Source organism: Mycobacterium sp. SMC-18 (genome assembly GCF_045310895.1).
GTDB lineage: Bacteria > Actinomycetota > Actinomycetes > Mycobacteriales > Mycobacteriaceae > Mycobacterium.
In genome coordinates, this window is sequence record NZ_JBJIAL010000005.1 from 90,348 (window position 1) to 113,989 (window position 23,642).

Annotated in this window: 22 protein-coding genes and 1 pseudogene; 14 read left to right on the top strand and 9 right to left on the bottom strand. The window is 66.8% G+C overall.

Annotated features, from left to right (window positions below; all coding sequences use genetic code 11):
- Window positions 1-3: 3 nt before the first annotated feature.
- Window positions 4-1,251: a cytochrome P450 gene (locus tag ACJH6J_RS06270; RefSeq protein ID WP_318985444.1), complete on the bottom strand. Its 1,248-nt coding sequence runs from the start codon at window positions 1,249-1,251 to the stop codon at window positions 4-6.
- Between the two features lie 157 nt (window positions 1,252-1,408).
- Here ACJH6J_RS06270 and ACJH6J_RS06275 point away from each other — a divergent pair, with 157 nt between their 5' ends.
- The 4 genes from ACJH6J_RS06275 (at window position 1,409) to ACJH6J_RS06290 (ending at window position 5,684) form a co-directional block, all read left to right on the top strand.
- Window positions 1,409-2,560, top strand: coding sequence for a steroid 3-ketoacyl-CoA thiolase (locus ACJH6J_RS06275; protein ID WP_212807224.1), 1,152 nt, complete (start codon window positions 1,409-1,411; stop codon window positions 2,558-2,560).
- 22 nt (window positions 2,561-2,582) lie between these two features.
- Window positions 2,583-3,077: a nitroreductase family deazaflavin-dependent oxidoreductase gene (locus ACJH6J_RS06280; protein WP_305798793.1), complete on the top strand. Its 495-nt coding sequence runs from the start codon at window positions 2,583-2,585 to the stop codon at window positions 3,075-3,077.
- Window positions 3,078-3,265: 188 nt separating this feature from the next.
- Window positions 3,266-4,669: a histidine phosphatase family protein gene (locus ACJH6J_RS06285; RefSeq protein WP_244872756.1), complete on the top strand. Its 1,404-nt coding sequence runs from the start codon at window positions 3,266-3,268 to the stop codon at window positions 4,667-4,669.
- Between the two features lie 97 nt (window positions 4,670-4,766).
- Complete coding sequence (locus ACJH6J_RS06290; protein ID WP_212807225.1) at window positions 4,767-5,684, top strand: LLM class F420-dependent oxidoreductase; 918 nt, start codon at window positions 4,767-4,769, stop codon at window positions 5,682-5,684.
- Between the two features lie 64 nt (window positions 5,685-5,748).
- On the opposite strand, the gene ACJH6J_RS06295 is transcribed toward ACJH6J_RS06290, so the two are convergent.
- Window positions 5,749-6,654, bottom strand: a complete 906-nt coding sequence (locus ACJH6J_RS06295) for an SDR family oxidoreductase (RefSeq protein ID WP_212807226.1) — start codon at window positions 6,652-6,654, stop codon at window positions 5,749-5,751.
- A gap of 13 nt (window positions 6,655-6,667) precedes the next feature.
- The gene (locus ACJH6J_RS06300; RefSeq protein WP_226519803.1) at window positions 6,668-7,432 is read right to left on the bottom strand and encodes an SDR family oxidoreductase; all 765 of its coding nucleotides are present in this window, start codon (window positions 7,430-7,432) and stop codon (window positions 6,668-6,670) included.
- A gap of 57 nt (window positions 7,433-7,489) precedes the next feature.
- On the opposite strand from ACJH6J_RS06300, the gene echA20 reads away from it, so the two are divergent.
- The 6 genes from echA20 to ACJH6J_RS06330 all read left to right on the top strand — a co-directional run bounded on the left by echA20 (window position 7,490) and on the right by ACJH6J_RS06330 (window position 13,484).
- A complete protein-coding gene (echA20, locus tag ACJH6J_RS06305; RefSeq protein ID WP_212807227.1) occupies window positions 7,490-8,245 on the top strand; it encodes a (7aS)-7a-methyl-1,5-dioxo-2,3,5,6,7,7a-hexahydro-1H-indene-carboxyl-CoA hydrolase in 756 nt (251 codons plus the stop codon).
- Window position 8,246: 1 nt separating this feature from the next.
- Window positions 8,247-9,146, top strand: coding sequence for a cholesterol ring-cleaving hydrolase subunit IpdA (gene ipdA / locus ACJH6J_RS06310; protein WP_212807228.1), 900 nt, complete (start codon window positions 8,247-8,249; stop codon window positions 9,144-9,146).
- Complete coding sequence (ipdB, locus tag ACJH6J_RS06315) at window positions 9,143-9,892, top strand: cholesterol ring-cleaving hydrolase subunit IpdB (protein ID WP_212807229.1); 750 nt, start codon at window positions 9,143-9,145, stop codon at window positions 9,890-9,892. The genes ipdA and ipdB overlap by 4 nt, the downstream gene beginning before the upstream one ends.
- Window positions 9,893-9,895: 3 nt before the next feature.
- A complete protein-coding gene (ipdC, locus tag ACJH6J_RS06320) occupies window positions 9,896-10,966 on the top strand; it encodes a (3aS,4S,5R,7aS)-5-hydroxy-7a-methyl-1-oxo-octahydro-1H-indene-4-carboxyl-CoA dehydrogenase (RefSeq protein ID WP_212807230.1) in 1,071 nt (356 codons plus the stop codon).
- 583 nt (window positions 10,967-11,549) lie between these two features.
- On the top strand, window positions 11,550-12,368 hold the full coding sequence (locus tag ACJH6J_RS06325) for a lysophospholipid acyltransferase family protein (RefSeq protein ID WP_212807231.1): 819 nt from the start codon (window positions 11,550-11,552) through the stop codon (window positions 12,366-12,368).
- Window positions 12,369-12,491: 123 nt separating this feature from the next.
- Window positions 12,492-13,484, top strand: a complete 993-nt coding sequence (locus ACJH6J_RS06330; RefSeq protein WP_406801613.1) for an FUSC family protein — start codon at window positions 12,492-12,494, stop codon at window positions 13,482-13,484.
- Between the two features lie 60 nt (window positions 13,485-13,544).
- On the opposite strand, the gene ACJH6J_RS06335 is transcribed toward ACJH6J_RS06330, so the two are convergent.
- A complete protein-coding gene (locus ACJH6J_RS06335; protein WP_406801614.1) occupies window positions 13,545-15,842 on the bottom strand; it encodes an FdhF/YdeP family oxidoreductase in 2,298 nt (765 codons plus the stop codon).
- 92 nt (window positions 15,843-15,934) lie between these two features.
- Here ACJH6J_RS06335 and ACJH6J_RS06340 point away from each other — a divergent pair, with 92 nt between their 5' ends.
- Window positions 15,935-16,831, top strand: coding sequence for a LysR family transcriptional regulator (locus ACJH6J_RS06340; protein ID WP_212807234.1), 897 nt, complete (start codon window positions 15,935-15,937; stop codon window positions 16,829-16,831).
- Here ACJH6J_RS06340 and ACJH6J_RS06345 read toward each other — a convergent pair.
- From ACJH6J_RS06345 to ACJH6J_RS06355, 3 genes and pseudogenes are all read right to left on the bottom strand, one after another.
- A pseudogene (locus tag ACJH6J_RS06345) lies at window positions 16,828-17,789 on the bottom strand (cation diffusion facilitator family transporter). The gene ACJH6J_RS06340 and the pseudogene ACJH6J_RS06345 overlap by 4 nt on opposite strands.
- A gap of 20 nt (window positions 17,790-17,809) precedes the next feature.
- Window positions 17,810-19,342, bottom strand: coding sequence for a wax ester/triacylglycerol synthase family O-acyltransferase (locus tag ACJH6J_RS06350; RefSeq protein ID WP_318985436.1), 1,533 nt, complete (start codon window positions 19,340-19,342; stop codon window positions 17,810-17,812).
- 30 nt (window positions 19,343-19,372) lie between these two features.
- On the bottom strand, window positions 19,373-20,155 hold the full coding sequence (locus ACJH6J_RS06355; protein WP_406774116.1) for an SDR family NAD(P)-dependent oxidoreductase: 783 nt from the start codon (window positions 20,153-20,155) through the stop codon (window positions 19,373-19,375).
- 136 nt (window positions 20,156-20,291) lie between these two features.
- Between ACJH6J_RS06355 and ACJH6J_RS06360 the strand changes: the two genes are divergently transcribed.
- Window positions 20,292-20,867 carry a QsdR family transcriptional regulator gene (locus ACJH6J_RS06360; protein ID WP_406774115.1) on the top strand — a complete coding sequence of 192 codons (576 nt, stop codon included), beginning with the start codon at window positions 20,292-20,294 and terminating at the stop codon, window positions 20,865-20,867.
- A 20-nt stretch (window positions 20,868-20,887) separates the two neighbouring features.
- Entirely contained in the window at window positions 20,888-21,256 is a 369-nt protein-coding gene (locus ACJH6J_RS06365; RefSeq protein WP_406803699.1) for a hypothetical protein, read from the top strand.
- A gap of 2 nt (window positions 21,257-21,258) precedes the next feature.
- Here ACJH6J_RS06365 and ACJH6J_RS06370 read toward each other — a convergent pair whose 3' ends face one another.
- Window positions 21,259-22,413: an acetyl-CoA C-acetyltransferase gene (locus tag ACJH6J_RS06370; RefSeq protein ID WP_212807240.1), complete on the bottom strand. Its 1,155-nt coding sequence runs from the start codon at window positions 22,411-22,413 to the stop codon at window positions 21,259-21,261.
- 28 nt (window positions 22,414-22,441) lie between these two features.
- On the bottom strand, window positions 22,442-23,062 hold the full coding sequence (kstR2, locus tag ACJH6J_RS06375; protein ID WP_406803700.1) for a TetR family transcriptional regulator KstR2: 621 nt from the start codon (window positions 23,060-23,062) through the stop codon (window positions 22,442-22,444).
- Between the two features lie 184 nt (window positions 23,063-23,246).
- Between kstR2 and ACJH6J_RS06380 the strand changes: the two genes are divergently transcribed.
- The gene (locus tag ACJH6J_RS06380) at window positions 23,247-23,642 is read left to right on the top strand and encodes an STAS domain-containing protein (RefSeq protein WP_406803701.1); all 396 of its coding nucleotides are present in this window, start codon (window positions 23,247-23,249) and stop codon (window positions 23,640-23,642) included.

The window sequence follows — 23,642 nt, forward strand, 5'->3', positions numbered from 1 at the left end:
CCGTCAGTGCTGGACGGGGCACTTACCCGTGTAGTCAACCTGCCAGTGCTTGATGCCGTTGAGCCAGCCCGACATGAGCCGCTCGGGCTCGCCGATCGAGGTCAGGTCCGGCATGTGGTCGGCGATGGCGTTGAACATCAGGTTGATGGTCATGCGCGCCAGGTTCGCGCCGATGCAGTAGTGCGCGCCGGTGCCGCCGAAGCCGACGTGCTGGTTCGGCGACCGCATGATGTTGAAGGTGTGCGGGTCCTCGAACACCTCTTCGTCGAAGTTGGCCGAACGGTAGGACATGACGACCCGCTCGCCCTTCTTGATCTTCACGCCACCGAGCTCGGTGTCCTCCAGCGCGGTGCGCTGGAACGCGGTGACCGGCGTGGCCCAACGGACGATCTCGTCGGCGGCCGACTCCGGGCGCTCCTTCTTGTAGAGCTCCCACTGATCGGGGTTCTGGGAGAAGGCGATCATGCCGTGCGTGATCGAGTTGCGGGTGGTCTCGTTACCGGCGACGGCCAGCATCACCACGAAGAAGCCGAACTCGTCGTCGGACAGCTTCTCGCCGTCGATGTCGGCTTCGATCAGCTGCGTGACGATGTCGTCGGTCGGGTTCTTGGCCCGCTCGGCGGCCATGTTCATGGCGTAGGTGATCAGCTCGAACGACGATGCGGCCGGGTCGATGTGGGCGTACTCCGGGTCCTCGCCGGCGGTCATCTCATTGGACCAGTTGAAGAGCTTGTCGCGGTCTTCCTGCGGCACGCCGAGCAGTCCGGCGATGGCCTGCAGCGGCAGCTCGCAGGACACCTGCTCGACGAAGTCACCGGTGCCCGACGCGGCGGCGGTCTCGGCGATCTTCTGCGCCCGCTCGTTCAGCTCGGCCTGCAGCCGGCCGATGGCACGCGGGGTGAAACCACGGGAGATGATCTTGCGCAGGCGGGTGTGCTGCGGGGCGTCCATGTTCAGCAGCACCGCGCGCTGCACGTCGACGGCCTCACGCGTCATGGCCTGCGGCCACACCGGAATCGCGCCATCGGGTGCGCTGCCGAAGATATCGTTGCGCTTCGACACCTCTTTGACGTCGTCGTAGCGGGTGACGATCCAGTAGCCCTTGTCACCGAAGCCGCCGGTGCCGCCGGGCACGTCCACCCAGTGGATGGGCTCCGACTTGCGCAGCGCGGCGAGTTCCTCGACAGGCAGCCGCTCCAGGTTGAGGTTCGCGTCCAACAGGTCCAGATCGGACGGGATGGGGCAGGGCATGGTGTCTCCTTGGGGAATCCAACGCCTCAGAACAGGGTTCCGAGACAAATCCTTCTAGTTCGGCGTTGCGACCATTGAAACACGCCTTCACCGCAGATAAAAGGCACGTCCCGATGATTGCTTGTCAGAGTAATGAAACGTGTTCTAGCCTGAGCTCATGGGTAATCCTGTCATCGTTGAAGCCACTCGCAGCCCCATCGGTAAGCGGGGAGGCTGGCTGTCCGGCCTGCATGCGACCGAACTTCTGGGCGCCACGCAGAAGGCTCTCGTCGAGAAGGCCGGGCTGGATGCCGGCGACGTCGAGCAGCTCATCGGCGGCTGCGTCACGCAGTACGGCGAGCAGGGCAACAACATCACCCGCCAGTCCTGGCTGGTCGCCGGATTGCCCGAGCACGTCGGCGCCACCACCATCGACTGCCAGTGCGGCAGTGCCCAGCAGGCCAACCACCTCATCGCGGGTCTGATCGCCACCGGCGCCATCGACATCGGCATCGCCTGCGGCATCGAGGCCATGAGCCGGGTGCCCCTGGGCGCCAACGGCGGTGGCGCACGCGCCGCGTCGTGGGACATCGACCTGCCCAACCAGTTCGAGGCCGCCGAGCGCATCGCCAAGCGCCGGGGCATCACGCGCGACGACATCGACGCGCTGGGCTTCGCCTCGCAGGCCAAGGCCAAGCAGGCCTGGGCCGAGGGCCGCTTCGACCGCGAGATTTCGCCCATCGAGGCGCCGGTCATCGACGAGAACAAGCAGCCGACCGCCGAGCTGAACCTGGTCAGCCGGGACCAGGGCCTGCGCGACACCACCCTGGAGGGCCTGGCCGCGCTGAAGCCGGTCATCGAAGGCGGCATCCACACCGCCGGCACCTCGTCGCAGATTTCCGACGGTGCCGCCGCGGTGCTCTGGATGGACGAGGACAAGGCCAAGGCCCTCGGCTTCAAGCCCCGCGCCCGGATCATCGCGCAGGCCAACGTCGGCGCCGAGACCTACTACCACCTGGACGGCCCGGTGCAGTCCACCGCCAAGGTGCTCGAGAAGGCGCGCATGTCGATGGCCGACATCGACCTGGTCGAGATCAACGAGGCGTTCGCATCCGTCGTGCTGTCCTGGGCTCAGGTGCACAAAGCCGACATGGATAGGGTCAACGTCAACGGCGGCGCCATCGCGCTGGGCCACCCGGTCGGTTCCACCGGCTCGCGGCTCATCACGACCGCGCTGCACGAGCTGGAACGGACCGGCAAGTCGACGGCGCTGATCACGATGTGCGCCGGCGGTGCGCTGTCCACCGGCACGATCATCGAGCGCATCTAGAGCGAGGAGCAGGGTCGCCGCCATGGCCGACGGGGAAATGAGCGACAGGCAGCTGAAGATCCTGAATTCCAAGGGAATGCAGGTCGGCTTCAAGTGGATGTCGCGGATCAACACCTGGGCATTCCGGGCCACCGACGGCCGGATCGGCGCCAAGTGGCGGCTGGGCTCCAAGCCCGTCGCCACGCCCCCGCCCGTCGGGATCCTGACCACGATCGGCCGCAAATCCGGCGAGCCGCGCGACAGCCCGCTGCTGTACCTGCGTGAAGGCGACCGGATCGTCGTCGTCGCCTCGCAGGGCGGTCGCGACACCCATCCGATGTGGTACCTGAACCTGGTCGCCAACCCGAAGGTGACGTTCCAGGTGCGCGGCGAGAAGCTGCAGCGGATCGCCCGTGAGGCCACCGATGCCGAACGCGACGAGTACTGGCCCAAGCTCGACGCCATGTACCCGGACTTCGTCGACTACCGCTCGCACACCGACCGGAAGATTCCGATCATCCTGCTCGATCCGGCCTGAGCACCGACCGAAGAACTCCCCTGGACGCCCGTTGTCCAGGGGAGTTTTTCGTGGGCGGTGAACCGATCAGGCCCGGCGATCGCGCCAGCAAAGTTCTTCAGTTAATTGACGGAACGGACTAGACAGATTCATAGATGTGTACATAGTGTGGCCCTGCACACATCCAGGGCAACACTATGGAGCCGTCTATGTCATCAATGTTCCGTCGGGGGCTGTCGCACAGCCGGACATTCAAACGCGGAGCACGAGGCGCGGCCGTCCTGGTCGCGGCCGTGTTCATGTTCCTCACCTCGGCCTTCTCGGCCTGGGCCGCAACCAACATCACCATCACGTTCGTCCGGCACGGCGAATCGGCGGGCAACGCCTCGGGCCTCATCGACACCAAGATTCCGGGCCCCGACCTGACGGCGACGGGCCAGACACAGGCCCAGACCGTCGCCGGCGTCCTCGCCAACGACGGCCTGGCGCACGACGCCATCTTCGCCTCGGACATGGTGCGCACCCAGCAGACCGCCGCGCCGTACGCCACCGCGACCGGCATGCCGGTGACGGTGCTCAGCGGTCTCCATGAAGTGCAGGCCGGCATCTTCGAAGGCCAGTCGCAGGACTCCGGCTTCGCCCGCATCCTCTACGCGCTGATCCCGCTGTCGTGGGCCACCGGCAACCTCCTGATGCCGATGCCCGGTTCGCCCGACGCCAACGGCATGGTCTTCCAGGACCGATTCAACGGCGCGGTCGACGACATCTACAACAGCGGCGCACAGAACCCGGTGGCCTTCGCGCACGGCATGTCGATCATGGCGTGGACGCTGATGAACGTCGAGAACCCCGACCTCACGCTGATGCTGAAGCACCCGCTGGGCAACACCGAGATCGTCACCGTGACCGGCAACCCCGAAGACGGCTGGACCCTGGAGAACTGGGGCGGTATCGCCGTCACGCAGAACCCGGCGCTGCCCACCAAGCTGTTCGTCAACGTCCGCGACGCCGTCAAGGTGCCGCAGATGGCGCTCTACAACGTGGCGAAGGCGCTGCGGACCGGCAACATCTCCAACATCGCCAACGCCATTCGCGACGGCGTGTTCGATACCGCCAAGGCCGTCGTGAACCTCCCCGTCAACATGGTCAAGAGCGTCGTGAAGTCCGTCCAGACCGGCACCGTCTTCAAGGCGGCACCGCCGCCTTCGTCGGTGCAGGCCGTCACCCCGAATGCGGCCGCGGCCAAGGAATCCGACAGCACCGACAAGCCTGCGGTGACGCCGACGCTCGCCAAGCAGGTCTCCGCCCTGAAGCCGGCCACCACTGGCGCCAAGGACAAGACCGTCAAGACCACCAAGGTCGACGACACCCCGGCCGACACCACCAAGGCTGACGACGTCAAGGCCGGCGACACCAAGGCCGACGACGCGACCGCGGGCGGCACCAAAGCCGACGACAAGGGCACCGAAGGTCAGGGCACCAAGGTCAAGAAGGACAAGTCGAAGAAGGACAAGTCCGACAAGGCCGACAAGCCGAAGGCTGAAAAGCCGAAGGTCGAAAAGCCGAAGAAGCAGAAGAAGGACAAGGCCGCCAAGGCCGAGGCCGCCAAGTAACAACAGCAAAGAGGCTCCCCCAGAACGAGTTTCGTTCTGGGGGAGTTTTTCTTTCCGAGACGGAATGAGTGCCTCGGCCGCGGTCGTTGTCGTTGATATGCCAACCGGAGTTGTGCTGGACCCCGACCGTACTTCCCCCAATCATGTCGCTGCCGCGATCGACCAGGCCCGCGGCGCCTACAACGCCGGCGTGGGCCAGGTGTGGATCGCCCAGCAGTTCGATCACGACGCCATCTCGCTCGCCGGATACGTCGGCGCCGCGGTACCCGGCCTTGCCGTCGGCACCTTCGTCGTACCGATCAATCCGCGCCACCCACTGACGCTCGCCTCGCAGGCCCTGACCGCCCAAGCGGCCACCGGCGGGAACTTCAGCCTCGGTCTGGGTTTGGGAGCGCACGGCCCCGAACAGGTGGCTTTCGGCACCGCATGGCCCAACACCATCGGCCGGCTGCGCGAACACCTGCAGGTGCTCCGGTCGATCCTCGACACCGGCACCGTCGACTTCCACGGCGACGAATTCACCGCCGCCCCAGAGTTTCCGGTGACGGTCGCCGGCGGCACGCCCCTGCCGGTCTACGTCGCGGCCATGGGACCCAAGGCATTACGTGTGACAGGAGAATTGGCGGACGGCACGCTGCCCTATCTGGCCGGGCCGCGCACCATCGAGGAATTCATCGTGCCGACCATCTCCGAAGCGGCCAGCGCAGCCGGCAGGCCCGCGCCCAAAGTGATTGCCGCGGTACCCGTCCTGGTGACCGACGACGTCGACGAAGGCCGGACCACCGCCGCGGAGGCCCTCGAGTTCTACGCGACCATCCCGTCGTACGCGAAGGTGATCGAACGCGAAGGCGTCGACTCGGTCATCGATCTCGCGGCCGTCGGTACTGCCGCGCAGGTGTCGACTCAACTCCGCCGCTACTTCGCGGCAGGGGCGACCGATGTCGTGCTCAGTCCCCTCGTCCGCACGGGCATCGCAGCGCTCGAACCGATCTGGGATGTCGCCGCCGCGCTGTGAAGCAGACCAAAAAAGCGTCCCCGCAACATGATTGGTTGCGGGGACGCTTCAGCAATCGTGGCGGTTACGAGCCGTAGACCGGCACCGCGGGACGTGCCTTGGCCAGCAGATCCGCGACGACGGGGCCCAGCTCGGCCGGGTCCCACTTGGCACCCTTGTCGATCTCGGGGCCGTGCGCCCAGCCCTCGGCGATGCGAATCTTGCCGCCTTCGAGCTCGAACACCTTGCCCGTGACGTCACGCGACTCGACACTGCCCAGCCACACCACCAGGGGCGAGATGTTTTCGGGCGCCATGGCATCGAAGGCCTGGTCCTGAGTGGCCATCATGTCGGCGAAGACCGTCTCGGTCATGCGGGTCCGGGCCGACGGCGCGATGGCGTTGGCGGTGACGCCGTAGCGACCCATCTCGGTCGCGGCGACCAGCGTGAGTGCCGCGATGCCGGCCTTGGAGGCGCTGTAGGTGGCCTGGCCGACGCTGCCCTGCAGGCCGGCGCCCGAGCTGGTGTTGATGATCCGGGCATCGACGGTCTCGCCGGCCTTGGACTTGGCCCGCCAGTACGCGGCGGCGTGCTTCATGGTGGCGAAATGCCCCTTGAGGTGCACCGCGGTGACGGCGTCGAATTCGTCTTCGGTGGCGTTGGCGAACATGCGGTCGCGGACGATGCCGGCGTTGTTCACCAACACATCGAGGGTGCCGTACGTGTCGACGGCCTGCTGGATCAGGGCCTCGGCCTCCGCCCAGTTCGCGACGTTCGAGCCGTTGGCGACGGCCTCGCCGCCGGCGGCGACGATCTCGTCGACCACGTTCTGCGCGGCGCTGCCGCCACCGGCGGGCGAACCGTCCAGGCCGACACCGATGTCGTTGACCACGACGCGGGCACCTTCCGCGGCGAACGCGAGCGCGTGCTCACGCCCGATTCCGCCACCGGCACCCGTCACGATGACCACGCGGCCGTCGAGCAATCCCATTTGATCTCTCCCTTTACTTGTTGGCGCTTGACGCTTCGAGGTAGTGCGGCGGCTCGCCGCCGCCGTGGACCTGCAGGGACGCGCCGCTGACGTACGACGCGGCCTCGGAGGCCAAAAATGCTGCGGCCCAGCCGATGTCGGTGGGCTTGGCCAGCCGCTTCAGCGGCACCGTCGCGGCCACGGCGGCGACCGACTCGGCGTCGCCGTAGAACAGCTCGGACTGCTCGGTCTCGACCATGCCGACGATGACGGAATTCACCCGGACCTTGGGCGACCATTCGACGGCGAGCGTCGTGGTCAGGCTGTCGATGCCGGCCTTGGCGGCACCGTACGCACCGGTGCCCGGAGTTGGTCGGTGGGCGCTGACGCTGGAGATGTTGACGATCACGCCGCCGGCGTCCTGCTGCTGCATCACCGCGTTGGCGTGCGTCGAAACCAGCAGCGGCGCAATCAGGTTGAGCTCGATGATCTTGGTGCTGAACTTGGCCGACGCGTCGGCGGCCAGCGCGAACGGCGAGCCACCGGCGTTGTTGACGACGACGTCCAGCCGGCCGTGCTTGGCGACGATGGCGTCGATCATGGCCTTGACCGCCGCGTCGTCACGAACGTCGCAGGCGTGGAACTCGTAGGGCAAGCCCTCGACCTCGCGCCGCGCGCAGGTGATCACGGTGGCGCCCTGCTCGGCGAACACCGCGCTGATGCCGGCGCCGACGCCGCGCACACCGCCGGTGACCAGCACCACGCGACCGGCCAATTGCAGATTGATTCCAGCAGTCACTGTGCTAGCGTACCAAGCAAGTGCTTGCTTAGGTACCCGTCCCCCAGGAAGTGACTGATGACCATCACCACCAAGACAGTCGAACCGGGCATCGTCTCGGTCACCGTGAACTACCCCCCGGTCAACGCCATCCCGTCGGCCGGTTGGTTCGAGCTGGCCGACCAGATCACCGCCGCCGGGCGCGACAAGAGCACCCACGTGGTGATCCTGCGGGCCGAGGGGCGCGGCTTCAACGCCGGCGTCGACATCAAGGAAATGCAGAACACCGAGGGCTTCGGCGCGCTGATCGACGCCAACCGCGGCTGCTACGAGGCGTTCCGCGCGGTGTACGAATGCCAGGTCCCGGTCGTCGCGGCCGTCAACGGCTTCTGCGTCGGTGGCGGCATCGGCCTGGTCGGCAACGCCGACGTCATCGTCGCGTCCGACGATGCGAAGTTCGGTCTCCCCGAGGTCGAGCGCGGCGCCCTGGGCGCGGCGACCCACCTGTCGCGCCTGGTCCCCCAGCACATGATGCGCCGGCTGTTCTTCACCGCCGCGACCGTGCCCGCCTCGACGCTGCAGCACTTCGGTTCGGTGCACGAGGTCGTCCCGCGCGAAGAACTCGACGAGGCCGCGCTGCGCGTCGCCCGCGACATCGCGAGCAAGGACACCCGCGTCATCCGCGCCGCCAAGGAGGCACTGAACTTCATCGACGTGCAGCCCGTCAACGCGCGCTACCGCATGGAGCAGGGCTTCACCTTCGAACTGAATCTGTCCGGCGTGTCCGACGAGCACCGCGACGAGTTCGCGGGGACCAACAAGGGGTCGAAATAATATGGCAGACAAGACAACAACTCTCGATGCGGCCGTAGCCGAGATCGAAAGCGGCATGACCATCGGCATCGGTGGCTGGGGTTCGCGCCGCAAGCCGATGGCGTTCGTGCGGGCGCTGCTGCGCACCGACGTGACCGACCTGACCGTCGTCACCTACGGCGGCCCGGATCTCGGATTGCTCTGTGCCGCAGGCAAGGTCAAGCGCGTCTACTACGGCTTCGTGTCGCTCGACTCGCCGCCGTTCTATGACCCGTGGTTCGCGCGCCGCCGCACCGAAGGCGCCATCGAGGCCCGCGAGATGGACGAGGGCATGCTGCGCTGTGGCCTGCAGGCTGCCGCACAACGTCTTCCGTTCCTGCCGATCCGTGCCGGCCTGGGCAGCGACGTCCGCGCCTTCTGGGGTGACGAACTCAAGACCGTCACCTCGCCGTACGAGACCGACGGTGCCCACGAGGAACTCATCGCCATGCCGGCGCTGAACCTCGACGCCGCCTTCGTGCACATGAACCTCGGTGACGTGAAGGGCAATGCCGCCTACACCGGCATCGATCCCTACTTCGACGACCTGTTCCTGATGTCGGCCAAGCGCCGCCACCTGTCGGTCGAGAAGATCGTCTCCACCGAAGAACTGGTGAAATCGGTTGTGCCGCAGCAGCAGATCATCAACCGCATGATGGTCGACACCGTGGTCGAGGCCCCCAATGGCGCCCACTTCACCACCAACGAGCCCGACTACCGGCGCGACGAGAAGTTCCAGCGCCACTACGCCGAGGCCGCCGGCTCGGACGAGACGTGGGCCGAGTTCGTGAAGACCTACCTGTCCGGAACCGAGGCCGACTACCAGGCCGCGGTCCGTAAGTTCGCCGAGGCCCAAGCAGCCCAGAAGGAGGCCGCCAAGTGAGTGACGCAACCCGCGCCGAGGTCTGTGCCGTCGCCTGTGCCGAATTGTTCCGTGACGCAGGGGAAATCATGGCCAGTCCCATGACGACCGTCGTGCAGATCGGCGCCCGCCTGGCCCGGCTGACCTTCTCCCCCGACATCGTGATCACCGACGGTGAGGCCCGCATGCTGGCCGACACCCCGGCGATCGGCGCCCCGTTCGCCGTCGAGGGCTGGATGCCGTTCAACCGCGTCTTCGAGACGCTGGCCTGGGGCCGTCGCCATGTGGTCATGGGCGCCAACCAGATCGACCGCTACGGCAACCAGAACCTGTCGGCCTTCGGCCCGATCCAGCAGCCGACGCGCCAGATGTTCGGTGTCCGCGGCGCGCCCGGCAACAGCATCAACCACGCCACGAGCTACTTCGTGGGTAACCACACCAAGCGCGTGTTCGCCGAGTCCGTCGACATCGTCTCCGGAATCGGCTGGGACAAGGTCGATCCGGCCAACCCGGCATACCGCTTCCTGAACGTATACCAGGTGGTCTCCAACCTGGGTGTGTTCGACTTCAACGGACCCGAGCACCAGATGCGCGCCGTGTCGCTGCACCCGGGTGTGACGGCCGACGAGGTCGCCGACAACACCTCGTTCGAGGTGCACGGCCTCGACGCCGCCGGCGAGACCCGCCTGCCGACCGCCGAGGAACTGCAGCTGCTGCGTGAGGTCATCGACCCGAAGTCGTTGCGGGACAAAGAGGTCAAGGCCTAAGTCATGGGCAAGCTCAGGACACCGCTGACCGAACTGGTCGGCATCGAGTACCCGGTCGTGCAGACCGGCATGGGCTGGGTGGCCGGCGCGCGACTGGTCGCGGCCACCTCCAACGCCGGTGGTCTCGGCATTCTGGCGTCGGCGACGATGACACTGGAAGAGCTGCAGACCGCCGTCACCAAGGTCAAGGCGGCCACCGACAAGCCCTTCGGCATCAATATGCGAGCCGACGCCGGCGATGCCGATGCCCGCTGCGACCTCCTGATCCGCGAAGGAGTCAAAGTCGCCTCCTTCGCCCTGGCTCCCAAGCCCGAGCTGATCGCCAAGCTGAAAGATGCGGGCGTCGTGGTGATCCCGTCGGTCGGCCTGGCCAAGCACGCCAAGAAGGTGGCGAGCTGGGGTGCCGACGCGGTGATCGTGCAGGGCGGCGAAGGCGGTGGCCACACCGGCCCGATCGCCACCACGCTGCTGCTGCCGTCGGTGCTCGACGCCGTCAAGGACACCGGTATGCCGGTGATCGCCGCGGGCGGTTTCTTCGACGGTCGTGGCCTGGCGGCCGCGCTGTCCTACGGCGCCGCCGGCGTCGCGATGGGCACGCGGTTCCTGCTGACCTCGGACTCGACCGTGCCGGACGCCGTCAAGCAGCGCTACCTGGAAGCCGCACTGGACGGCACCGTGGTGTCGACCCGCGTCGACGGCATGCCGCACCGGGTGCTGCGCACGGGTCTGGTCGAGAAGCTCGAAAGTGGTTCTCCGGTGCGCGGTTTCGTCGCCGCAGTCGGCAACGCGCAGAAGTTCAAGAAGATGTCGGGCATGACCTGGCGGTCGATGATCAAGGACGGCCTGGCCATGCGCCACGGCAAGGACCTGACCTGGTCACAGGTCGTCATGGCCGCCAACACCCCGATGCTGCTGAAAGCCGGTCTGGTGGAAGGCAACACCGAGGCGGGCGTGCTGGCCTCGGGCCAGGTGGCCGGCATCATCGACAGTCTGCCGTCGTGCGCCGAGCTGGTGCCGCGGATCGCCGACGAGGCCATCGCCCACCTGCAGGCTGCGACGAGCTACATCGTCTAACTACTGCACGACCAGTCGTAAGCCCCCAGATCTTTGTGGATTTGGGGGCTTACGCCTGTGCGCGGCAGCGAGGTTCGCGTCGAGGGTGCGTACAGATCGTCAGGTCCACTCTTGAGACGCGCTGGCGGCACAGTCGCGAGCCTCTGCCGCTGGGCACTCGACAAGCAAATGCCTTGTGGGCGTCGAGCGTGCGCTCACGCAGACAAAGTTCGAGTAGCGAGGATCCTGGGCGCACGATCAACGCGAGCAGCAACATTCGCCCGGCCTGTCAACCCGGGCCGTGGACGTTGGCTTCTCGCGACAACATATCGCCGGATCCGTGCCGAATCTTCGGCTGCCGGGGATGTCGAAACCCCTCCCCGAGCTCCGTAGCGTAGCCATCGACCCCAGCGGCAAGGTTCCTACCTGCTATAACAGGCTCGACAAACCGCACCAGAGAGGTAACCGGTCGAATGACTGCCATCGGTGGTGTGGCCTACATCGTCGTCACCTTGCTCCCCGTTCTGACCCTTGCCGCGATCAACGCCATAGTCCGCGCGATCGGTAGGCGCCGCGGACGGCCAGACCCCGCAAACGAGGACTCATGACCACGCTGACCGCCGCCCCGCCCGCCGTCCCCAACCCGACGTTCATGCGGTACGTCCAGAACCCGATCTGGAACTTCCTGTGCGACCACTACTTCCGGCTCGAGATCGACGGCTGGCACAAGGTGCCCGACGAGCCGTCGCTGCTGATCGGCATCCACTCCGGCGGCTCCCTGACCATGGACGCCTGGACCCTGGTGCACTCCTGGTACCGGCATTTCGACGGGCAGCGCATCCTGCACGGCACCGCGCACGACGTGCTGATGGGTGCCCCCGGCCTCGGTGACTACTTCCGTGCCGTCGGCGTCATACCCGCGTCGCGCGACGGGGTGACCAACGCGCTGGCTGCGGGCCGCGACGTCGTGGTGTGGCCGGGCGGTGAGCTCGACGCGATGCGCACCTGGCGCGACCGTGACAAGGCGATCCTCGCCGGCCGCAAAGGCTTTGTGAAGCAGGCGATCCGGTCCGGTGTGCCGATCGTCCCCGTGGCCACCATCGGTGGGCACGACACCGTCTTCGTGCTGAACGAAGGCAAGTTCCTGGCCAAGTGGAGCGGCCTCGGAAAGCGGTTGCGCGGCGCCAACATGCCGATCATCGCCGGCTTCCCGTTCCCGCTGGCCGTCGAGGTGCTGCCGATGCACCTGCCGCTGCCCGCGAAAATCCGCACCGAGCTGCTCGACCCCATCTACGTCGATACCGACCCGGAGCGCGCGAACGATGCCGCCTACGTCGACAAGGTGTACGACGAGGTGCAGTTCGCCATCCAGTCCGGCATGGACCGGCTGGCCAAGCGCCGCAGCTTCCCTGTGCTGGGCTGACGCAGTGCGGCGGCGTCCTCGATAGGCGCCGCCGATCACGTGCTCGGAACTTCCACTTTGACGGCCGTTCCCCGCTGCGGAAACCTTGGTGGGGCTGACATCGTCATCGATCGGAGTGGGCCCATGCGCACCGTCTACCTGCGCGTGCGCCGGGCCATGACCCCACCGACGGAAGACCACCGGCCCGCGTTACGGGTCGCGCTCGGGTTGGCCATCCCGGGTGTCGCGCTGCTGGCCGCGGGACGCCCCGACCTGATCATCTACGCGGTGTTCGGTGCGATCACCGGCATGTACGGCCGCACGGAAACGCGCGGCCGGCGGTTCGCGCATCAGACCCAGGGCGGCGTGATCCTGGTCCTCGGCGTGGCCATCGGCGTGGCACTCGCCAATTCCCATGTGCCACCGGCGGTCCTGGTCATCGCCGCCGTGGCATTCGCATCCATCGGCTCGGTGGTGACCGACTACCTCGCGCTCAAGCCAGAGGGACCGTTCTACGGTGTCTTCGCGCTGGGTGCCATTGCCACGGTGCCCGCCGGCCGCGTCACGCCTTCATCGGCGATATTGCTCTGCGCCGCAACAGCTTTGTTGTGCGTCCTGCTGGGTGTGCTCGACGCGCCGCGAGCCGTGACGCCACCCGCCCGGCTTTCCCTGCCGAACCGGCGCGATGTGCTGATCCACGCAGGCCGCTACGCGCTGGCCATCACCGCCGCCGGCACCGCCGGCCTGGCGCTGGGCGTCGACCACGCCAACTGGGCCATCGCGGCCGCGGCCGGACCGTTGGCGGCCGCCGACGCCAGTGGTCGCATCAGGCGCGGAATCCACCGCCTGGGTGGCACTTTCATCGGCCTGGCCGTGGCAGCCGCACTGCTCGTGCCGGGGCCCAGCGAGTATGTGCTGGCGATCTGCGTCATGGTCCTGTTGTTCCCAACCGAACTGTTCATGGCCCACCACCACGCGGTCGCGCTGGGCTTCTTCACCCCGTTGATCATGCTGATGACCGACCTCGCCGCGCCCACCGAACCGCTGGTGCTGCTGACCGCCCGTGGTGTCGACACGATCATCGGCGTCACCGCGGCGATCGCGGTGGCGATGCTGTTACCGGGTGCCCGCGAGTAGCGCGAACCTGAGCTTGTGCGCCAGTCGCGCGAGGAATCTGGCACACAAGCTCAGGTTCGACTAGGCAGACTTCGTCAAGGTCACCTTGACGTTCTTCATGATGGGCTGGTCGCTCTGCGAGCTGAAATCGCCGATGGCACAGAGCACATTCATCTCCGGCATGTAGCCGGCCGCGTTGCCGCGCGGGATGCCGTAGGGCACGGCCTTGTAGCGGCGCAGTGAGCGGACGCTGCCGTCGCGCGCGGTGGCGACGATGTCGACGTCGTCGAACTCCTTGATGCCGCGGTCGGCCATGTCGCGCTCGTTCATGAAGATGAGCGTGCGCAGGTTCTTGATGCCACGGTACCGGTCGTTGTCGGAGTACACGGTGGTGTTCCACTGGTCGTGCGAGCGCAGCGTCGCCAGGATGAGCGTGCCTTCGCTGACAGTGTCGTCGGGCAGCTCGACGGCCGAGAACTCCGCGCGGCCCGACGGGGTCAGGAAGATCAGTTCCCGTGCGGGCTGCTTGATCCGGAAGCCGAGCGGCAACCGGACCCGGCGGTTGAAGTCCTCGAAACCGTTGAGCACCTTGGCCATCGTGTCGCGGATGCGGTCGTAGTCCTCGACGTACCAGTGCCACGGCGTCTGGCTGTTCGGCAGCGCGGCCGCGGCGATACCGGCGATGATCGCCGGCTCGGACAGCAGGTGCGGCGAGGCCGGCTTCTTCATGCCGACCGACAGGTGCACCATGCTCATCGAGTCCTCGACCGACGTGGACTGGATGCCCTCCTTCTGATGGTCCTTCTCGGTGCGGCCCAGGCACGGCAGGATCAGGGCCTGCCGGCCGTGAATCACGTGGCTGCGGTTGAGTTTGGTGCTGACCTGGACGGTGAGGTCGCACTTCTGCAGGCCCTCGAAGGTGTACGCGGTATCCGGTGCGGCACTGGCGAAATTGCCGCCCATCCCGATGAACACCTTGACGTCACCGCTGTGCATGCCCTCGATGGTGTGGACGGTGTCGAGCCCGTGCGCGCGGGGCGGGTCGATGCCGCAGACCTCGGCCAGCCGGTCCAGGAACTCCTCGGTCGGCCGGTGGTCGATACCGCACGTGCGGTTGCCCTGCACGTTGCTGTGCCCGCGCACGGGCGACGGTCCGGCGCCCTCACGGCCCAAATTGCCGCGCAGCAGAAGCAGATTCACGATTTCCCGGACGCTGTCGACACCGTGTTCGTGCTGGGTGACACCGAGGCACCAGCTGATGATGCTGCGGTCCGCGTCGCGGTAAATCTTGGCGGCCCTGCGGATATCGCGCTGCGACACCCCGGACTTGTAGACGATCTCGTCCCACGACGTCGCCTCGACCGCGGCCCGATAGGCCTCGAACCCGGTGGTGTACCGCTCGATGAACTCGATGTCGAGCGCCTTCGGATCCGTTTCTGCTTGTTCCAGAACAGCTTTGGCGATACCACGGATCAGGGCCATGTCACCGCCGATCCGGGGCTGCAGGTTCAGCGTGCTGGTTTTGGTGGACTTGAAGGTCGCCATCCGCAGGAAGTCATGCGGGATGATGGTCTTGGTGGCGCCGGCCTCGACCAGTGGGTTGATGTGCACGATCTGCGCGCCGCGGCGATAGGCCTCCGACAGCGCGGTGAGCATACGGGGCGCATTCGAGGCGGCGTTGACGCCGATGACGAACAGCGCGTCGGCGGTCTCCCAATCCTCGAGGTCGACGGTGCCCTTGCCGGTGCCGAGGGCCGCCTGCATGGCACGGCCACTGGCCTCGTGGCACATGTTGGAGCAGTCGGGCAGATTGTTGGTGCCCAGCTCGCGGGCCATCAGTTGATAGAGGAACGTCGCCTCGTTACCGAGCCGGCCCGACGTGTAGTACGACGCCTGGTTCGGGTCGTCGAGTTCCGCCAGCGCCCGGCCGACGAGGTCGAAGGCGTCGCGCCAGCTGATGGGCTTGTAGCGGTCGGTCTCGGCGTCGTACACCATCGGTTCGGTGAGCCGGCCGGTGTCTTCGAGCGCGAAGTCACTCCACTCCGCGAGTTCCGAAACCGTGTGCTGGGCAAAGAACTCCGGCCCGCAGCGCTTGTGCGTCATCTCCCACGTGACGTGCTTGATGCCGTTCTCGCAGATGTCGAGCTTGAGGCCCTTCATGTCGTCGGGCCAGGCGCAGCCCGGGCAGTCGAAGCCACCGTCCTCGTGGTTCATCTTCATGATCGCGTGCGGTCCGCTGATGGGTTCGCGCTCGCGCGCCAGGAACTTCGTGACGCTGATCGCCGCGCCCCAGCCGGCCGCGGGATGGTGGTAGGGATGGAACTCGGGCTCGCCGTGTCCCTCGGTATCGACTCGCTGCTCAATGCTCCGGTCGGTCATGCGATAAGTCTGCTCGGAAACCGACGCCTGAGTCCAAGGGCAATTTCCGTGAGCCTGATAGGCATCGCCTATCGACCGTGGTCGAATAGTCCATGCTGTTTCGCCAGCTCGAATACTTCGTGGCGCTCGCCCGCGAGAAGCACTTCGCGCGCGCCGCTGCCGCCTGCTACGTCTCGCAGCCGGCGTTGTCCGAGGCCATCCGCAAGCTCGAGAACGAACTCAAGGTCCCACTGGTGCGGCGCGGGCAGAGCTTCGAGGGCCTCACGCCCGAAGGTGAACGGCTGGTGTTGTGGGCGCGCCGGATTCTGGCCGATCACGATGCCCTCATCCACGAGGTCACCGCGTTACAGACGGGTCTGACGGGCGAGCTGCGGCTCGGCGTCATCCCGGCCGCGTCGGGCACGGTGGCCCTGCTGACCGATCCGTTCTGCCTCGAACACCCCTTGGTACGAGTGCAATTGGAGAGCAGCCTGCGCTCGGCGGGCATCGTCGAGCGCATCCGCCGCTTCGAACTCGACGCGGGCATCATCTACCCCGACGGCGTCGACACCACAGGCCTGACGGTCACACCGCTCTACGAAGAACGGCAGGTGCTGATCGCGGGCGCCGAACTGCTTGCCAGCCAGCCGAATCCGCTGACCTGGTCCGACGCCCTGGAACTCCCGCTGTGCCTGCTGAACACGGGGATGCGGGGCCGGCAGCTGCTCGACGATGTCCTGGCGGCGCACAGCCTGACGGCCACACCGCGGCTCGAAGCCGACTCGGTGGTGTCCCTGCTTGCGCACGTCAGCGGTGGCCGCTGGGCGAGCATCGTCCCCCAGACCTGGCTGCACACGTTGCGCCCGCCGGACGGCGTGCGGGTGGTGCCGCTGGAGGAACCTCAGGTGACGGCGACGGTCGCGCTGGTCACCAGCGCTGCCGAACCCGGTTCGGTGCTGGCGCGCGCATTGGTCGCGACGGCGCACCGCGCGCCGATGAAGCCCGACTAGCGGTACCAACCGGGCAACTCGGTGGGACGCAGATCGGTGGTGTCCCCCGGCCGGGTCAGGGTCAGCACGGCCCGCACGATCTCGGGGCGCGCGGCCAACGCGTCGGCGATGGCGTTGAGCCGTGCGGCGACGTTCGATTCGGCCGCGTCACCGACGAGGTCGACGGCGGCGACGAGGTAGATCCGGTTCGCCCCAACCCATTCCATGTGCAGATAGCTGACCCGCTCGATGTCGTGATGGTCCAGCAGGGCCAGCAGCGCGTTGTTGCGCGCAAGCGGCGTGACCGTCTCCCCCGTCAGGAAATCCATGTTGCGCTCGATGAGGAACAGCGCCACGCCCCCGAGCAGCAGACCGACCAGGATCGAGCCGATGGCGTCCCAGACCGCGTTGCCGGTGAGCTGGTGCGCCAAGATGCCGCACGTCGCGAGCACGATGCCGATGAGGGCCGAGAGGTCCTCGGCGAAGACGGCCCGCAGCATGGGGTTCGACGTGACGCGGATATAGCGCAACGGATGGATCCGCCGTTCGAGAGCGCCGGACTTCGTCTGCGAAAACGCTTGCAGGAAAGACGATCCCTCCAACACGAACGAAACCGCGAGCACCGCATAGGCCCAGCCGTAGGACGTCGCCTCGGCTTCGCCTTGAGGGACTGGATGCCGTGCCAGATCGACACCACGGCGCCGACGGTGAACAGGCCGAAAGCCGCGAACATCGACCAGATGTAGCCCGCGCGGCCGTAACCCAGCCGATGTTGGGCATCGGCCGGCTTGTCCGACTGGCGGGTGCCGATGAGCAGGAACACCTCATTACCGGTGTCCGCCCAGGAATGCGCGGACTCGGCGAGCATCGACGCGCTGCCCGTGACGACGGCGGCGACGGTCTTGGCCACCGCGATCAGGGCGTTGGCACCGAGTGCGACGACCACCGTGAGGAAGCTGTTGTCGTCCGATCCACTCATGCCCTGAACACTAGAGCCCGTCAGTAGGCGTCGCCGGGTTGCACGATGCGGACCGGTCCACGCCGCGGCGCCGGGGGTTGCGGCTCCTGCACCCATTCGGCGCCACTGGCCGCCATCAGCCGGCCGATCTCATCGATGTGCATGTCGGCCAGGTCCCACACGTCGGGCACCAGCTCGCGGTCGACGATGAAGCCGAAGTCCAGCCGGTCCAGATAGCTCACCACGGTGATGTTCAGTCCCTGTCCTTCGGTGACGATCGACACCGGGAACTGATGGACCAGCTGCGCGCCTGCGAAGTACAGCGGCTTGCGCGGACCGGGCACGTTCGAGATCACCAGGTTGAACGGCGTGGCCGCGATCCGGTGCGCCAGCCCGAAGCGGGACGCCAGCCGCATGGCGGACGTCGACAGCACCGGTGCCGAGACCTGCGCCATGTCGCCGAGTTGGCTGGCGGGCACCAGGTCCAGCAGACGCTTGGCGTCGAGCATGGCCTCGCGGCAGCGGGCCACGCGCTCGAGCGGGTCCGCGCAGTCGGTCGGCAGTTCGGGGAAGATCGCGGACACCCGGTTGGTCCACGGGTCCTCCTCGTCGCCGGTACGGATCGACACCGGCACCATGGCGCGCAGCGGACCGTCGGGCAGCGCGTCGTGGGCGAGCAGGTAGCTGCGCAGGCCGCCGGCGCAGATCGCCATGACGATGTCGTTGACCGTGCCGCCGGTTGCGGTCTTGAGTTGCTTGACGTTTTCCAGCGACGCGGTGCGCATGGCGAACCGGCGATGCCCGGTGATGGGCTTGTTCCACGGCGTCGGCGGCGCCGCCGAGGTGGGCAGCGGAATCTTCGGGCCGTCTTCTTTGCCAAGGCGCGCAATGGCTTTGATGGCCGAACCGGCCTTGCTGGCGGCGCTGCCGATGCTGTCGATGCCGGCCGCGTCGGCGAGCTGGCCGACCAGCCGGGTCTGGAACCGCAATGCCTTGACCGGATGGCCCGCCAGGTTGATGACGGCGCGGCGGAGCAGATCGATATCGCTGGGTAGCGGCTCGGCTTCCCACGCCCGGCCGGGAGCGGGCGGCGTGGCGTTCGGATCGGTGTCGGTCAGGATGTTGAGCATCAACTGCCCGGCGGCGCCGTCGATGGTGGCGTGGTGATACTTCGTCAGCATCGCCCAGTTCCCGTCGTCCAGGCCATCGATGACGTAGACCTCCCACAGCGGCCGGCTCCGGTCCATCGGGCGGCCGACGATGCGCGACACCTGGTCTGCCAGCTGATCGACCATTCCCGGTCGGGCCAAATGGATTTCGCGGATGTGGAAGTCCAGATCGAAGTTCGGGTCGTCCACCCAGTAGGGATGGTCGAGACCCAGCGGCACCTCGACCAGTCGCCGCCGCAGTGGTTCGAGCTCACCGATGAGCGACGCGTACTTGGCGTGCACGGCCGCGTAGGGGTCGAACTCCTCGCTGGGCCGCTCGAAGATCATCAGCCCGGTGACGTGACCGAACGTCGTCGGCGTCTCCAGGTAGAGGAAGGTGGCGTCCATGCCGCTGAGCTGCTTCACGAGTGTTCTTCTCCTTGTTGGGTTTCCAGCTCAGCTGGTGAGCAAGCCACCCTCGACGGGCAGGGTGATTCCGGTGACGTAGCTGCTGGCGTCGCTGGCCAGGAAGATCAGTGCGGCGCTGAGTTCCTCTGTGCGCCCGAGCCTTCCGGCCAGGGTCCGGGGCAGGACGGTGGTTTCGAAGTAGCCGTCCGCATACTGATCGGTCATCTCGGAGGCGAAGAATCCCGGCGCCAGGGCATTGACGCGGATGCCCTTGCGTCCCGTCCACTGCTGGGCGAGGTCGCGCGTCAGGCCGATCAGGCCCGCCTTCGATGACGCGTAGGCCGCCTGCGGGAGGCCCGCGGTGGTCAGGCCGAGAATGCTGCTGACGTTGATGATCGAGCTGCCGGGCTGCATGTGGGTGGCACACGCTTGCGCCATCCAGTAACACCCGTTCAGGTTCAGGTCGATGACGGACCGGAACTGCTCGGGCGTTTCGCGCGTCGCCGGGACGGCCGTGCCCACTCCCGCATTGTTCACCAGAATGTCGACCCGTCCGAAGGAATCGACCGCAGCTTGTACGAGGGCCTTGCAGTCGTCCGGATTGGTGACGTCGGTGCGCACGGCGACGGCCCGGCGACCGGCGGCTTCCACCAACGCCTTGGTCTCGGCCAGCCGGTCTTCTCGACGCGCACCGAGCACGACGTCGGCGCCGGCCTGCGCCAATGCCTGCGCGAATCCGACGCCGAGGCCGCTCGAGGCGCCGGCGACTACCGCGACGCGGCCATCGAGACGGAAGAGATCAAGGATCGAAGCTGCGTCGCTCTGGGTCACTCGTGCATCATATCCAGATACGTTGCACAGACGAGACTGATCGAGATATATCTCACTCAGACATCAGCCGCTACCATGATGCGGAGACTGCGAGATGAACAGGAGGTGCGCCATCAGCGAGACACCGTTGGGTCGCATGCTCGCGTCGACAGACCGGCGCCCCGATCCACTCGAGGCGTTCCGCATCGCGCGCCGCTGGTTCATCGAGGGTCGCCGCATCGAAATGCAGGAACTGGCAACCGAACTCGGCATCAACCGGGCCACGCTGTTCCGCTGGGTCGGCGGGCGTGACGAACTGATCGCGGAAATCCTGTGGTCGCTGGCCGAGCCGACACTCCAGGCCTCTATCGACGCGGCACCCGGGCACGGCGCCGCGCACATCGCGCGGGCCGTCGGCCACTTCGCCACCGTGATCGATGAAGCCGGCTTCTTCCAGGCGTTCCTGCGGCGCGAACCCGAACGCGCCCTACGGATTCTGGCCACCCGTGCCGGGACGTTGCAGGGCCGCCTCGTCGGCGCGATCGAAGAGCTACTCAACGACGAGATCGCCGCGGGTCAACTAGACCCGCCGCTGCCCCCGCGCGACCTCGCGTTCCTCATCGTCCGCATCGTGGAGTCGTTCCTCTACGCCGACATCATCACCGGCGAACCGCTGGAGGTCGGCAAGGCCGAGCAGGCCATCGGCGCGCTGCTGGGCCACCGACCCACGTAATTCCCTACCGCCCGGGGCCCATGGGTCCGGGCACAGCCGGCACCGGCGGTGGATTGGGAATCGTCACGCTGGGCGGCGGCACCGTGACGGTGACGGTGCTGGTGCTGGCCCTCGTCGACGGGGTCGTCGGCGGCGTCGACGGACCGACCGGAACTCCCGGGATGATCTCCGTCGAAGTCACCGTCGTGCTCGTGCTGGAGGTGGGATTCGACGGCGGTGGCGACTCGTCCGAACAGGCGCTTGCACCGAGAGCAGCTGCTGCTGCCACGGACACGACGACGATGGACCTCAACATGATTGCCGAATGCCCGTTCATTCGAACCGGTAAACCCGGACAGACACAAAACTGCCCCTCTCCCGGAGGAAAGGGGCAGTTTCGTCGTGCGTGATATCAGAGGCGCTCGATGATGGTGACGTTTGCGGTGCCGCCGCCCTCGCACATCGTCTGCAGGCCGTAGCGGCCGCCCGTGCGCTCCAGCTCGTTGAGCATGGTGGCGAACAGCTTGGCACCGGTGGCGCCGAGCGGGTGGCCCAGCGCGATGCCGCCGCCGTTGGGGTTCACCTTCGCCAGGTCGACGCCCAGCTCCTTGGCCCACGCCAGTACGACGGACGCGAACGCCTCGTTGATCTCGACGACGTCGATGTCGTCCATGGTCAGGCCGGTCTTCTCCAGCGCGTACTTGGTCGCGGGGATCGGGCCGGTCAGCATCTTCACCGGGTCGTCGCCGCGGCAGCTGATGTGGTGGATGCGGGCCCGCGGCTTGAGGCCGTGCGCCTTGACCGCTGCCTCGGAGGCCAGCAGCGTTGCCGACGCGCCATCCGAAATCTGGCTGGCCAGCGCGGCGGTCAGCCGGCCGCCCTCGACCAGGACCTTCAGCGAGGCCAGCTTCTCGCGGGTGCTCTCGCGCGGGCCCTCGTCGACCTTGAAGCCGTCGACCGGGATGATCTCGTTGTCGAAGCGGCCCTCACGGATCGCGGTGAACGCCCGCTGGTGGCTGTTGAACGCGAACTCTTCCATGTCTTCGCGGGAGATGTCCCACTGCTCGGCGATCATCTCGGCGCCGCGGAACTGCGAAATCTCCTGGTCGCCATAGCGTTCCACCCAGCGCTTCGACTCGTTGGTCGGCGAGGTGAAGCCGAACTGCTCACCGACGATCATCGCCGAGCTGATCGGAATCTGGCTCATGTTCTGGATGCCGGCGGCCAGGATCAGGTCGGCGGTGCCGGACATGATGGCCTGCGCACCAAAGGAAATGGCCTGCTGCGAGGAACCACACTGCCGGTCGACGGTGGTGCCGGGCACGCCCTCGTCGTAGCCGGCGGCGAGCCAGGTCAGGCGGCCGATGTTGCCGGCCTGCCCACCGATGGCGTCGACGCAGCCGACGATGACGTCGTCGAACGCGGCGGGGTCGACGTCGTTGCGCGCGAAGATCCCGCGGTACACCTCCACACCGAGATCGATCGGGTGGTAACCGGAGAGGCCACCGCCCTTCTTGCCGACGGCGGTGCGCACAGCGTCGATGACGTACGCCTCAGATGCGGCCATTTCTCATCTCCCTTGTTGTTACTGAAACTTATGTGTTTGCAATGCTTTTGGCGGGTGTGGTGATTCCCCCGAGGACGATCGCGAGGTACTGCGCGCCAACCTGCTGCGCGGTCAGCGGACCGCCGGTCTGATACCAGCGCACCGACACCCAGGTGGTGTCACGGATGAACCGGTAGACCAGGTCCACATCGAGATCGGAGCGAAAAACCCCTTGCTGCACACCCTCATTGAGGATCTCGATCCACATCTTGCGCTGCTCGCGGTTGCGTTCGTCGACGAAGCCGAACTGCGGCAGCGAGCCAAGCCGCTTGGCCTCGTCCTGGTAGATGACAACCTGCGCGTGCCGGTGCTCGATGGCGTCGAAGGACGCCATGAACAGTCCCTTGAGCCGCTCCAAGGGATCAGACTCGGTCGTGATGATCTGCTGGTACTTCTCGAACAGCCAGTCGAGGAAGTCGCGGAGGATCTCCTCGACCATCTGTTCCTTGGATTTGAAGTGGTGATAGAGACTGCCGGACAAGATGCCCGCGGAGTCCGCGATGTCGCGCACCGTGGTGGCCTTGAGCCCGCGCTCGGCGAACATCGCCGCGGCGAGCTCGAGAAGCTCGTCGCGCCTGCTGGCCTGTGGGCTGGGCAATTCAGACACCATCGGGACAGCATAGCAACCAAGCGCTTGTTAGGTCGATATCCGCCCTGCTGGCGGCTCGATTCGCGGGCTCGCCCGTCCCTTGAGCGAGCGTAGACGGCGAACACGGTCTGATACGCGACCCGGTCCGCGGTCGATATCATCTTGTCCGCTGCCACTGAAGGCGTTGAACCCTCGGGGAGGAGATATGACCGGTCAATCGAGTCCAGCGGGCGACAACCCGGGCGACCTGGCACCGCCGGCATGCACCATCGAGCACCATCGCAGCGGGCAGGTCGCCGTGGTGGCGGTGACGGGAACCGTCGACATGCTCACCGCACCGCAGCTAGCCGCGGCGATCCGATCTGCAGCCCAGGACGACAGCCCCGCCGCCCTCGTTGTCGACTTGACCGAGGTGGATTTCCTGGCCTCCGCCGGCATGGGAGCGCTGGCGGCCGCCAACGAAGAACTGGCGCCCGGTATCCGGTTCGTGCTGGTTGCGGACGGCCCCGCCACCCGTCGACCCCTCGAGCTCGTCGGAATTGCCGAGATCGTCGAGCTTTTCGCCACCCGCGACGAAGCTCTCGCGGCTGTAGCGACATAA